Annotated in this window: 12 protein-coding genes; 10 read left to right on the top strand and 2 right to left on the bottom strand. The window is 44.0% G+C overall.

Going from position 1 to position 13,043, the window contains the following annotated elements; all coding sequences use genetic code 11:
- Positions 1-233: 233 nt before the first annotated feature.
- Together fusA and JMA39_RS09925 are read left to right on the top strand one after the other, a co-directional pair.
- Positions 234-2,261 (top strand): elongation factor G, encoded by a 2,028-nt coding sequence (gene fusA / locus JMA39_RS09930; protein WP_202721727.1) that lies wholly within the window; start codon positions 234-236, stop codon positions 2,259-2,261.
- Between the two features lie 115 nt (positions 2,262-2,376).
- Complete coding sequence (locus JMA39_RS09925) at positions 2,377-3,357, top strand: 4'-phosphopantetheinyl transferase family protein (RefSeq protein WP_269154437.1); 981 nt, start codon at positions 2,377-2,379, stop codon at positions 3,355-3,357.
- Between the two features lie 82 nt (positions 3,358-3,439).
- On the opposite strand, the gene JMA39_RS09920 is transcribed toward JMA39_RS09925, so the two are convergent.
- Entirely contained in the window at positions 3,440-5,425 is a 1,986-nt protein-coding gene (locus JMA39_RS09920; RefSeq protein ID WP_202721726.1) for an alkyl/aryl-sulfatase, read from the bottom strand.
- 215 nt (positions 5,426-5,640) lie between these two features.
- Between JMA39_RS09920 and JMA39_RS09915 the strand changes: the two genes are divergently transcribed.
- The 7 genes from JMA39_RS09915 to JMA39_RS09890 all read left to right on the top strand — a co-directional run bounded on the left by JMA39_RS09915 (position 5,641) and on the right by JMA39_RS09890 (position 11,214).
- Entirely contained in the window at positions 5,641-6,543 is a 903-nt protein-coding gene (locus tag JMA39_RS09915; protein WP_202721725.1) for a LysR family transcriptional regulator, read from the top strand.
- A 90-nt stretch (positions 6,544-6,633) separates the two neighbouring features.
- Positions 6,634-6,747: a LysR family transcriptional regulator gene (locus JMA39_RS21455; protein ID WP_373316364.1), complete on the top strand. Its 114-nt coding sequence runs from the start codon at positions 6,634-6,636 to the stop codon at positions 6,745-6,747.
- On the top strand, positions 6,744-7,538 hold the full coding sequence (locus tag JMA39_RS21400) for a LysR substrate-binding domain-containing protein (RefSeq protein ID WP_244999912.1): 795 nt from the start codon (positions 6,744-6,746) through the stop codon (positions 7,536-7,538). Before JMA39_RS21455 ends, JMA39_RS21400 begins: the two co-directional genes overlap by 4 nt.
- A 624-nt stretch (positions 7,539-8,162) precedes the next feature.
- Positions 8,163-8,930: a hypothetical protein gene (locus JMA39_RS09905; protein WP_202721724.1), complete on the top strand. Its 768-nt coding sequence runs from the start codon at positions 8,163-8,165 to the stop codon at positions 8,928-8,930.
- Between the two features lie 208 nt (positions 8,931-9,138).
- Positions 9,139-9,306: a hypothetical protein gene (locus JMA39_RS09900; protein WP_202721723.1), complete on the top strand. Its 168-nt coding sequence runs from the start codon at positions 9,139-9,141 to the stop codon at positions 9,304-9,306.
- A 370-nt stretch (positions 9,307-9,676) separates the two neighbouring features.
- On the top strand, positions 9,677-10,312 hold the full coding sequence (locus JMA39_RS09895; RefSeq protein WP_202721722.1) for a hypothetical protein: 636 nt from the start codon (positions 9,677-9,679) through the stop codon (positions 10,310-10,312).
- Between the two features lie 86 nt (positions 10,313-10,398).
- Positions 10,399-11,214: a hypothetical protein gene (locus JMA39_RS09890; protein ID WP_237732757.1), complete on the top strand. Its 816-nt coding sequence runs from the start codon at positions 10,399-10,401 to the stop codon at positions 11,212-11,214.
- A gap of 228 nt (positions 11,215-11,442) precedes the next feature.
- On the opposite strand, the gene queF is transcribed toward JMA39_RS09890, so the two are convergent.
- On the bottom strand, positions 11,443-12,300 hold the full coding sequence (gene queF / locus JMA39_RS09885) for an NADPH-dependent 7-cyano-7-deazaguanine reductase QueF (protein ID WP_202721721.1): 858 nt from the start codon (positions 12,298-12,300) through the stop codon (positions 11,443-11,445).
- Between the two features lie 58 nt (positions 12,301-12,358).
- Here queF and syd point away from each other — a divergent pair, with 58 nt between their 5' ends.
- Positions 12,359-13,000, top strand: coding sequence for a SecY-interacting protein (gene syd, locus JMA39_RS09880; RefSeq protein ID WP_202721720.1), 642 nt, complete (start codon positions 12,359-12,361; stop codon positions 12,998-13,000).
- The last annotated feature ends 43 nt before the right edge of the window (positions 13,001-13,043 follow it).

Here is a 13,043-nt window from a genome sequence, read left to right as displayed (position 1 = left end):
AGCCTGTGTGGCAATACAATCACCTGGGACTTATTAATTACTGATATGACCAGATTCGGTGAACACATGTAAGCTAATTGCTTGTTTTAAGTGTTGCTTTTAGTTGTTATTAAAAAGAGTGATCTAGCTCAAATATTACTAGTTTACAGCGGTCTATACTGGTTAGAATTCGCTCAATTAAGTCTGCAAATAGAAAATGGATTGATTAAATAATGTAAAAAAAGGAGGCCAAGATGGCTGAGTTTACTACCGAGCAGATCCGAAATCTGGCAGTGCTCGGACACACTGGTTCTGGAAAATCTTCTCTGCTAGAGGCGCTTCTTTTTCGTGCGGAGGCGATAACATTGAAAGGCAGGGTCGATAAGGGAACAAATCACGCTGACTTTACCGCCCAAGAAAAATCCCACCGCCATAGTTTAGAACCTTCATTTCTCAATCTCGATTACGCTAATCACCATATCAATATCATTGACACCCCCGGATTACCGGATTTTTTCGGTCGAGCCCTGTTACCACTACCAGGTGTTGAGTCAGTTGTATTAGTGATCCATGCCGGGGTAGGCATAGAGACGATAACCAAAAGAGCCTTCGAAGCTGCCCGTCGTCAAGGTAAAGCGGTACTCATCGTTATTAATCATATTGATGGTAATGAGTCGGCGTTAGCCGCCTTATTAGCAGCGATTCAAGCACAGTTTGGTCAGCGATGCTTGCCCGTTAACTTACCTAATGTTGCTGGTGATGCGGTGGTGGATTGCTATTTGCACTGTAACCCACAAGCTCAAACCGCTTTTATTGGCGCCGAATGTGCGCGAGATGAATTAGTCGATACCGTGCTTGAAGAAGATGAGCAGTTAATGGAGCTCTATCTTGAGCAGGGCGAATCGTTAACCCCAGAGCAGCTTCATGCTCCACTTGAAACGGCATTACGCTTAGGCAACTTAGTCCCAGTTTGCTTTACCAGTGCCGAAAAAGAGATAGGGATCAGTTCGCTGCTAGAGATCCTTATTAAGCTAATGCCTAACCCACTAGAGGCGAATCCACCGCAATTTGTAAAAGGTTTTGGTGATAACGCTAAAGCCGTCACAGTCAATCAGAATCCTAACGAGCATGTACTCGCCCACGTATTTAGGGTCGCAGTTGACCCATTTTTTGGGCGCATGGGGGTATTTCGTTTATATCAAGGCACAATCAATGTGGGAATGAAGCTATATATCGGTCATGGACGTAAGCCATTTAAAGTGGCTCACCTGATTAAATTACAAGGTGAGAAGCATATTGATGTGGCTCAAGCGATACCGGGGGATATCTATGCCATTGCCAAAGTCGAAGAGCTTGAGATCGGTGTGGTGTTGCACGACAGTCATGATGAAGATGATTTTCATATGCCAGAGAACGCATTACCTCAGCCTATTTTCGGCCTAGCAGTGTCCCCTAAACGGCGTGGCGATGAACAAAAGCTATCTGAGGTATTAAATAAGCTGGTGGCTGAAGATCCCAGTTTGCACGTGACTCGAGGTGAAGCCCATGGGCAAACTCTGCTGCAGGGACAGGGTGACCTACACCTGCAAATAGCCCTTGAGAAGGCGCAAACCGTGTTCAATGTGGATATGGAAACTGAAATTCCAGCCGTGCCATATCGAGAAACGATTATGGCAGAGGCAAAGTCCCGTTATCGCCATAAGAAACAGTCGGGAGGCTCAGGGCAGTTTGGTGAAGTCGAGTTGATGGTTGAGCCGTTGGCCCGTGGCCAAGGTTTTGAGTTTGTGAGTAAAGTGGTGGGTGGCTCAGTGCCAAGCCAATATATTCCAGCGGTAGAGAAAGGCGTACGCGAAGCCATGTTAGCCGGTGGTTTGGGTGGTTTCCCGATGCAGGATATTAAAGTTACGGTATTAGATGGTAAACATCATAGCGTGGACTCAAAGGAGATTGCGTTTGTTATGGCGGGCAAGCGTGCCTTTATGGAGGCTGTTACGTCGGCACAACCAGTGATCTTAGAGCCTGTCGTCGATATGCAGATCTGTGTAGAGCAGGGTTACGTTGGGGAGATCACTGGTGATATCAGTGCTTCTAGAGGCATGGTGTGCGGCACTCAGGCGCAAACCAATGGCATGGTCGAGGTGAGTGTAGAAGCGCCACTTGCGAATGTTGCCGACTACTCTACTCGATTAAAATCGATGACGGGAGGAGAGGGGCAGTTCTCAATGAGCTTTAGTCGTTATGATGTGGTTCCCGATAGGGTACAGGCTACATTAATGGGTTAATAGGGAGGTTTCGGGTCATTTGAGCTATTGTGGTGCCATTTGAGTTTGTGGCTGTTGTTTTGAATTAAAACAGGCCACAATAGCCCATATATCTACGTTCACATTTGAGCTGGTTTTGTCTGAATTCACTGCAATAAAATTGTATTTCTGTCCGTTAAACAGCGCGGAGCTCGATACTGAATCTGCAGCCTTGATTAACACTTGGCTACCGCAAGATGAAATTGATAAAGTTAATCGCTACATCAAACAGGAAGCTAAAGAGCACGCCCTGATGGTGAGAGGCTTTCTGCGTGCACTCTTATCAAAGCAAGTATCACAACAAGCTAAGATTAAACCCCAAGAGTGGTGCTTCGAGTATGGTGAAAAAGGGAAGCCTAGATTAAGCGAAGCGCAATTTTTACAAACCGGACTCCACTTCAATATAAGCCATAGTGGTGATTGGCTGGTTGTTGGGATAGGCAAACAGCAATCTGACAATGACGATACCAGTAACGACAAGCCAACTGCATCGAGGCTAGAGTTTGGCGTCGATATTGAGCGAAGTCGTGCTAGTACCAACATCCTCTCTATTTTAAGTCACTATTTTTCTGAGCCTGAGAAACAGGCGCTATTTGCACTGCCAAATGAGTTGCAACGAGAACGTTTCTTCGATCTGTGGGCACTTAAAGAGTCCTATATAAAAGCCAAAGGCTTAGGCTTAGCCCTGTCACTTAAATCTTTTGCTTTTGATTTTTCGACCTTGGTTGAGACTTCACTCGAGCTTGACGTCACTCAAGGTGTGAGTCCCTTAGCGCATGCCGTTACGAGTGAGCTAGGCCCGTCACCTATACGCCTTAAGCAAAACATTTCTCTCTCGACACGACAAGAGAGTGATGATGAGCAAGTTGCGAGTGAACAGCCGCTACAGAAGATGAAAGCCGCGCAAGGTTGGCATTGCTGGCTCGGGCACCTGGATGTAGGGCACTTGGATATTGGGCACTTGGATGTCGGGCAATCAGATGAGCAGTATCGGTTTGCAATCAGTGTTGGACAGTGCAAGCAAGTGAGCATCAAGGCGGTGAAGGTTGATTTGAAAGCGCTGTTAGAAAGGGTTTAATAACCGTTAATGTTTAACAGTAAAGAATTAAAAAACGGGGCGCTCCATGCGCCCCGTTTTGTCTGTGTAGTGAGTTTGAGTGCTATTTCACAGGCGTTGGCACTATCTCAAAAGCGGGGTTGAACTCCACCATGCTACCAGCGATTTTGCCAAAGGCTTCCTTATCGCCTGTCAGCTTAGCCTCGCCACTGGCTAATAGCGCTTTAAGGGTGGTCTGCCCAAGCAAAATGCGATTCACATCCGCCTTGTTAACCATAAGGTTGGCATCGGCTTTTTGCTCTTTGTCGACAACGACGTTACTTAGGTTGCCGTTGCTAAGTTCAATGTAAAGAATGTCCTTAGTGTCTGGGGTGATGATATTCATCTTCACTAAGCCCTGTTTAGCGGCAACTTGGCTGTCAATTTTAACCGCAAGGAAGTCGAACAGTGTCGGCATATCCATTTCACTTATCACGTCAGCCGATGCGGTTTTCGGGGCGCCAGCTTGAATACCAACTCTTAATTCTTGTGCGCCAGTTAAGTAGATGTTTCGCCAGCCCGCACCTTCAGATTGATAACCTAACTGCTCGTAAGTATCGGCTAACAATTGACGCGCTTCATCATTATCCGGTTCGGCCATAACCACCTTGTTCAGTGCGGTTGCCACAAAGCGGTATTCGCCTTGTGCGTAATCATCTTTTGCACGTTTAACCGCTGCATCTGCGCCGCCCATGTACTCGACAAACTTAGCCGATTCGAGCTTTGTTGGTAGCGGATTTAGGTTCGCTGGGTTCATGTCAAAATAACCAAGATATTTGTTATACACCGCTTTGGCGTTATGACTATAGGTACCGTGATAGCCATTGGTGTGCCATGTCTTATAGATAGACTCAGGAATCGTGTCTTGAATCGCATCGCCAATATCCTGAATGCCCACACCATCGTTAGCCAGTCTTAGTGTTTGGTTATGGACTAAACCGTAGTTATCACGTTGTAGACGTAAGAACTCATTGACGTCTTGATTGCCCCAGACGGGTGCCGAATGGGAGGCGAATAGTACTTCGACATCATCGCCAAAGGCGTTAATCATCTCGTTAATATCTTTCGACCATTTCAGAGCGTCACGCACCTTAGCGCCGCGAAGGGTATAGATATTGTGCATGCCCTGATAGGTGAGTTCACCAGTCCAAAGTGCTTTCTTGGATGGAATATAGGTGATCATCTCAGACTCGGCTTCGGTGCCTGATGCGTCCATAAATACCATCTCTAAGCCATCAATGGTGAGTGTTTCCCACTTTCCTTCACCGTTTAAGGTGTAGTCCGGTGCGACATAGGTGATCTCACCTTTCGATAGCCCTTTACCTAATGCGGCATCGACAATACCGTGATCATGTTTACCCAGTGTTGCGCCATATTGGTAAGCGGCGCGGCGGCTCATGGCGTTACCGGCAAGCACATTCTCATCGACAATCTCTTTGGTGATGTTATCAGAGCCGTAGACTTTGACGTTTGGGAACATCTCCTGTATTCCGCGGGCGCCACCAAAATGGTCGGCATGGCTATGGGAGTAGATCATGGCAACGACAGGCAGGTCGCCATCTTTTGGCAGGTTCTTTAGGGCAAATTGCAGTGATGCCTTTGCCGCCTCTTTGGTTAGCAGCACATCATAGGCAATCCAGCCGTTATCACTGCGGATAAGGGTTAAGTTCGACAGGTCGGTGCCGCGAACTTGGTAGATCCCATCGCTGACTTGGTATAGGCCATTGGGCACCATGTTGAGCTGGGCTTGGCGATAGAGCGACGGGTTTACCGAGTCTGGAGTCTTATCGCTGATAAAGGAAAATTCAGCCCTTAGAATGTCGGCGGTGGCTTTATCAAACTTGGCGATAAGGTTCTTAGAAGATTGCTCGAATGCTCGCGTATCGGCAAAGTTAAGGGTATCCGCGACTGCTTTGTTGTGGGCAATGGTGTGCTCAGTGGCGTCTTTACCATGATAGTGCACCGTGATGTGGTCGTGTTCATGCTGGGCGGCAGCGGCATTAAATGAGAAAACGGATAGGATTGAGAGAGTAAGTAGAGTCTGCTTCATGAGATTTCCTTAGTAAGTTAAGTCGGTTCAAAGCGTTGCGTCTCAGAGTTTTCTGATAAATTAATGCTTAAGAGACGTCTTTTTATGAATGTCGTTCGATTGAATGTGGCCAGTATAGCGAGGGAAATTCGAATAATAATTAGGGTGAACTTTACTTTTGATATTTATAATATGAATATTATTACAGCCATTATTAACGCTAAGCGGAAATATTTATGTCACAGCAAAAGTCATTCGATCTTAATTTGTTCCGCATTTTTACAGCGGTATACCGTACCTCATCATTTAGCCGCGCAGCTGAGGAGTTAGACCTGACTCAATCGTCGGTGAGTAATGCCATTGCGCGTCTTAAGTTCTCGGTAGGGGAGGAGCTGTTTATTCGCGTTGGTAGAGGAGTGAAACCAACGGCGAGTGCGATGAATCTCTATCAACAGCTTGCGATCCCTGTGTCTGAAATCGAGCTGGTCGCTTCTAGTTTTGAATTGTTTGATGCCAGTATCAGTGAACGTACCTTCTATGTCTATGCCAGTGAATCGGCAATTCAGCTACTGCAAGGCTTAGTAGAGCAAGCATTAGAAGAGCTATCAATCAACATTGTATTTCGTGAGCCGCCATTAATTGAGGAAGAGTTGCAGATGGAGTTGCAGCTTGAGAAAGTCGACTTAGCACTGGATATTTGGTTGCCTGAATCGAGCTCTTTTAAGAGCCAAAAGGTGATGCAAGATAAGTTGGTGTGTGTGGCCAGAAAAGATCACCCGCGCATCACAGGGGCGATTACCCAAGAACAGTATTTTAGTGAAAAGCATATTATTTTTAAGATGCGCCGCTATAACCTTAGCGTTGCAGATCTGCTGACTAAACATGTTCTACCGGCGAGACAGATGCACAGTGAGCAATCATCGATTTTAAGTATGATGGCCGTGGCCTCAAAAAGTGATGCCTTAGCTATCGCCTCCAAGTCCTATACCGATGAATATGCAGAATTGTTTGGCCTGCAGGTATTTGATCTGCCCTTTGATGTTGAGCCTATTGAATATTACATGGTATGGAGCCATAAGCTCGAGCAAAACCCAGCTAATATTTGGTTGAGAAATACGATACTAAAGTTAATTAAATAAGTAAGTTAATTCGAGTTTAGATAATGTGTTAAAGTGAGTTGTTTGCTTAAATATGGTTCAACGGTTAAGCGCTAAGATAGAGGGAAAGCAATGACGCAACAAAAGCAGTTTGACGTAAATCTATTAAGAGTCTTTCTAACTGTGTGTCGTACAGGCTCCTACACCTTAGCTGCTGAGGAGCTTGATCTGACCAGCCCTCGGTGAGTAATGCCATTACTCGCTTTAAAGGAGTAATTGGAGAGGAGCTTTTTGTCCGTGCAGGGCGCAATATCAAACCCACTGCCATGGCTAACTATCTTTATGAGCAACTTAACGACTCCTTTAGCAATATTGAAAATACGATCAGTGGGCTACAGGGCTTTGACCCAGTCACCTCTGAGCGTCAGTTTGTCATTCTTGCCAATGATGTTATCGCCCATATGCTACAAAGACGACTCGACGATATGGTTAAAGATCTCCCTGTCGAGATCATCTTTCGTGAGCCGCCAGACTTTGATAATGAGATAATTGAGATGCTTAACCTTGAGCAGGCGGATGTCGTCATCGATATCGGCTTACCTAAGGATAACCGCTTCGAAAGAGTGGTTATAATGAAGGAGCCTCCAGTTTGTGTTGTCAGTAACAAGCACCCTAGGATTGAACAGAGCCTCTCAAGAGTGCAGTATTTTGCTGAGCGGCATATATTAGTTACGCTCAGGCGCTTTAACCTTACTGCCGTTGATCTGATTAGTGAAGAGGTTTTGCCTAGCCGCAAACTTCACAGCAGTAAGTCATCGATGTTGAGCTTGCTTGCGGCTGTTTCAACTAGTGATGCCATTGGGGTGTCCCCGAAAAGCTACGCGAGTGACTTTTGCGAGCTGTTTAATCTCAAGCTTTTTCCGTTGCCATTTAAAACAAAGACGTTAGATATTGAGATGGTATGGAAGAAAAAACATAATCGCAACCCAGCCCATATTTGGCTTAGAGAGCAAATACTCTTGTTAGTGGATAATTAACGGGAGAGGGATTGTTAATTTATGAAAATAAGCATGGATTACTGAGTTTCAATATTCAGTTTACTCAGGGAAGTCGCTAGTTGCATTCTGTAATTAGTTAGCCTCTCTAACTCCTTAAAATTTTTTGAATCTTTCTCCCCTCAATTTTTCTTGAAAATATTTGCATAACTAACTCTGTATTCAGACATGGTTAAGTTTCAAAAAACAAGTTTGTTTCAATAATGTTAGTACTGATGTTTTTGTATTTAATTTGTTCATCATGATGTTCAAATTGATGAGTCTAAGTGATTATTCTGCTTAATTAGGTTTAAGGCATTCACGCTGTGAATTTGTTAACAGTTTCTAGCACTAATTATCTTGCTGAATATTTTTATTAAAGTAGCTCCCTAACTTAACACTAAGTAATCACACCAAGGAGATAGTGTGTGTTTACTATGTGCTAGCTGCCAGGATGCAGCTGATGTAGCTTGAAGGAGATGAGTGTTGAGTTTTGGAGACCTAGCTGAATGCGATATTACAGAAGTTGATTCATCAACTTTTCTATTATCGCTGATTCAAGGAGCTAGGTATCCAGTTTACTTTTTTGAGTAACCCGATACTCATTTTAATCACTGAGAGCACATTATGAATTTTAAGAAAGCAACTGTAGCAACAGCGCTACTATCATCACTTTTCCTTGTTGGTTGTTCATCAACTTCTTCTAACCAAGCTCCGGGCTTTGATGGCGATCCAGATTTTGAAAATGTTGATCCAGATTTTGGTATTACTAAGCCTAGTCCAGAGCTACCACCTACTGATGATGCGCCTGGTAATGAGCTTAATCACTGGCAGTTAAGCGACACTGGAGAAATCCTTAAAAATGGTGAGGCAGTTGGTATCTATGATCCAACTACTGGCCTTGTGTGGAAGGATGGCATTCTTGTCGCAAGCGTTGAGAAAAATACTTTAACGATTCATGGATCGAATGATACTTATCGCATTTATAGAAATGAGTTAGGGACGCTTACCATTGATTGGGGGAACTCTGTTGTAGATGGTGATTGGGGACTTACCCCTCCAACCGATACCCCCCCTGAGAACGGTATTAATCATTGGCAGTTGACCGAGGAAGGGGAAGTTCTCAAAAATGGTGAAGTTGTTGGTACATACGATGCAACGACAGGCCATATAACGAAAGATGGCGTTCTAGTTGCTAGCGTTGAGAAAAACACCTTAACTATTCATGGCTCAAACGATACCTACCGTGTTTACAAAAATGATTCTGGCACCCTTAGTATTGATTGGGAAAACTCTGTAGTAGATGGAAGCTGGGGAGTTGATGATAAAAAAGCTCACCTTAAATCTAAAGCAAATTCAGCTAAAGTACGCATCAAGACTCAGCTTAAACGCTAAATATTGAAGCAACATTTTAAAGGGGCTCTCAATTGTGAGCTCCTCCTTTCATACCCTACTCAAGATTACTTAAGTGAACTCTACAAAAAATAAAGTGGCATTAGCCTAATTGAACTGGCCTTCGTGGTAATTGTTATTGCTGAAGACCTTCACGGCCAACCTATTAACTACCAAACCCTTGAAGAGATAGGTAAGTCAGATATGAACTATGAAATATTTGGCAGCTGTTTCTGGAGCAGAAACAGCTAAGACTGCTGCATTCTATTTTAATGGTTACCTAGCTAGTGACGCATGTCGTGTCTTAGTGGACCAGAATGTCGCTCCTGATTACGGTAACAGCGATAACCACACCACAGTAGAAACACAAGACTGTTAGTATCGCTATAGCAACGGACGTCCTCTTATGGACTTTCTGTTATGGGATTTCTGCTATGGAGAGTTGTTGTAGGAGTGTTTGCACATCACTGGCTTATGATAGCGATAACTTAATTGGTCTGGTTTGCTTTTTAGTATCGTTTGGGCGAGTAGGACTTATCGATCAGTACTATTTTGATTAATCTCACACTTGATACATTCACTCCTTGAATGTATCAAGGCTATCTAGCCCCATCAATTATCTTCAACTATCTCGCTAATATATAGCTATAGAGTGGAAGGGGGAAACAACCCCATTCGATACTCTGATTAACCATTTGGCTTAGGCACTTTTGTCAGCCGTTTCTATATTTTTTATGAGAGCACATATTATGAATTTTAAACAGACCACGGCAGTCCTGCTGACTTCGTTACTCCTTGCTGCATGCTCATCAACTTCATCTAATCAGGGGCCTGGCTTCGATGATGATAAGCCCCGTCCTGAGTTAGAGAAGCCACCAATTAATGAGTTACCGCCAGAGTTTGACGGTGACAATGGCTGGGGGAATAGTGAGCTCCCCCATATAAAGCCCCGCCCTGATTTAGACAGGCCTCCTGTCAATGAGCTTCCTCCAGAGTTTGATGGAGATAGTGGCTGGGGGAATAGTGAACACCCAACTAATAAGCCCAAACCTGATGTGAACCCATTCGAGCTCGTTATTGACGAAGAGAATGGGCAAGCCAAAATCTATCGTAAAGAGGATGGTAAAACTATAGCCATCATTGAACCAAATGGTGACGGTACTTATACGGTACGTGATGGTGCAATGTCTTGGGATAATACTTATGTGATCTATCAAAATGACCTTGGTCAAATCCGCATTGATTGGGAGAGGTCTGAAATCGATGCTGGTTGGGGGGCACAAGATAAGGCCCCCAAAGTGGAGAGTTTGTCACAAGCTCAACGAAATACACTTAAATCAAGAGTTAATAATGTAAGGATGAAAGTTCAGCAACAGAAACGTTAAGTAATATTTAGCTTTAAAAATGGATAGACCTTTTGTCCGCCTCACTTTGAGGCGGACGCGATTGAATTTTTTGAGAGCAATGCCATATGCAAGTATCTAAATATCTTCTTAATATGACAGCCCTACCAAGAGCCCTTCGTGTAACGGCTATTACACTCAGCATTAGTTTGGCTTCGACTGCCCAAGCAACTTCTATCTCAAGTGATATTGAGCTTATCTTCCCACCGAAGGGAATTGAAATAGGTCAAGAAGATGAAAGTGAGCCACTGTACAAGTCAGTTGGGCTAGATGTGAAGATGCAGGATGGCGAAGCGGTTTATACCTTGAATGCCAGTTTTGATATTGGTGAAACCTGGCGTGTGTTTGGTGAGTATGACAGTAATGAGTTTTGGGAAGCGGGTGTGGGTAAGAGCTTCTATAGTTCATTCATGTTTACTGAAGTTACCGCAAAGGCTAATCGTGGTGGCTATAGTGCTGGCGTGTTTGCAGGTATTCCGGTGAGTGAAACTGTGATTTTGATGGCGGATACCAATTACAACTGGTCTACCTCGAGCTATGACTTCCAATACGATGGAGAATCTATCCAAGTCGATGGCTCATATTCACCTTCAGATACTATAGATTTCATGCTGGGATTTTCTTGGAGCGCTCTTGAACGATTGAACGTTAGTTATAGTTATAACCATGTATATGAGACTACAGGGGATAGAGTACAGCGAGAGATCCATATTCCTGACTTCGAATATGATGACAAAAGAATAAGCAGGTTAAGTAAAGGAAATTACAACTATCACGAAATTACTTTAACCACTGAGGTATGGAAGTTATCTCCTTATTTTACCTATACTTACTTTCCTTATGGCGAAAAATTCTATGAATTTGGCCTGTCATTTAAGTGGTAGTTTAATATTGAGGTAAAATATTGGCGACCATTGCGAACAATCTATAGCCTTGAGAGCAGGCTGTTTTATAAAAAGACCAAGAGCAGCCTCAGAGTTGCAGCGCTCTCTCACTCTCTCATTGGTTATCGCTGATGGGAGTTTTTTTTGTCCGAAATTTATAATAAAAAACGGGTTAATGACACACTGACCCGTTTTTTGTTTTCTTTACTAAGCCGTAATGACTTGTGTTTATTGTCGTGCGAGGCGTTGATTCTCGGCTGGGTGTTCAAAATCGCTACGATAGGGGTTGATATCTAAACCGCCACGGCGAGTATAACGGGCATAAACTGTCAGCTTGGCGCATTGGCAGAAGCGTTTAAGATCGACGAAAATCCGCTCAACGCACTGCTCGTGAAACTCATTGTGCTGTCTAAATGAGATGAGATATCTGAGTAGCTTTTCACGATCAATCTTAGGACCCTGATAGCGGATCATTACCGTGCCCCAGTCAGGTTGCGAGGTGATCAAGCAGTTTGATTTTAGCAAGTTAGATGTCAGCGTTTCGGCAACAATCGCTTTATTATCGACACTGTCGACTAAGTAGTCTGGATTAAAGCTATAGTCGTCGATCTCGATATCGAGATCATCGATGCATGTCCCCGGTAGCTCAACAATTCGTTGATGGCTGAACTGTTTTGGCTCAAGAACCTTTACTGTCACTTCACCCTCGGCGCAGGCACTTAAGTCTTGAGTTAAGCGTTCTTGTACCGCTTGCGCGCTATCGAATCGAGTCTGGTTATAACTGTTTAAATACAGCTTGAATGACTTAGACTCAATCAGGTTTTTACTGTCAAAACTTAGGCTGAATTCGGCAATAGCCACCATAGGTTTGCCTTTGGCATTTAGCCAAGATAGCTCGTAGCCTGTCCAGATATCACAGCCATGAAAAGGTAGCTCTTGAGTCAGGCCAATTGCATCACGGTTTAACTTACGCGGTACGCCTTGAAGTAAAGATGCATCATACTGCTCTTGATAACCTGTCGACTTTCCTAATGTTAATTCAGAAAGTTCGGGGGCGTTACTATAGGGATCATGATGTTGTGTCATCAATACGGTTTCCATGTCAAAATAGACCCCTATTATAACTGATTTGGAACTGTCTTCAGTGTCTTCTTTACCCGCTTTAGATCTTTTTTTATCTAAATATCAACAAGCCTATGTGGAACAACTCGGCGAACAGCCACGATATTATGCCCAAGAGCAAGAGTCTGACTGCGTTGTAGGCGAAATGGATAGTGACGGAGCTGTGTTTTGGCAAGCGGTTGTTCGTCAAGAGGCTGGTCAGTTTGATAATGTCGAAACGGCACTTGAACTGACCTTGTCTGCTGAGATAAATGCATTTTATGGCCGTCACTTCTCCGCGCCGCTGTTTTTTGACTCCAAGTGGGGCAGTGGTGAGCTTATCCAAGTGTGGAACCAAACCGATTTTGAGTACCTGCAGCAAAATATCATCGGTCATTTGATGATGAAGAAAAAACTTAAGCAGGAGCCAACTTGGTTTATTGGGGTCTTAGATGATGAAGATAAGATGCTAACGGTGAATAATGCCGATGGCAGTGTTTGGGTAGAGATCCCTGGTGAGACTCAAAGCACTAAGCTTACAGAGTCGTTGGATGAATTTATTGGTTTACTCACCCCTAGAGTGACACCGCCGGTAAAACCGATAGAGGAGTCTATGCCTGAGCTGGATCATCCTGGTATTTGGCAGCGAATGAAGTTGATGTGGCGTAATTTACGTGGCAAATAATTGATGCGCGAGATGTAATAAAAATGGCTCAATATTGATTGGG

This window comes from Shewanella schlegeliana (assembly GCF_016765635.1).
Classification (GTDB): domain Bacteria; phylum Pseudomonadota; class Gammaproteobacteria; order Enterobacterales; family Shewanellaceae; genus Shewanella; species Shewanella schlegeliana.
The sequence above is the reverse complement of the archived record's forward strand: the minus strand, read 5'-3'. Positions and strand labels throughout refer to the sequence as shown.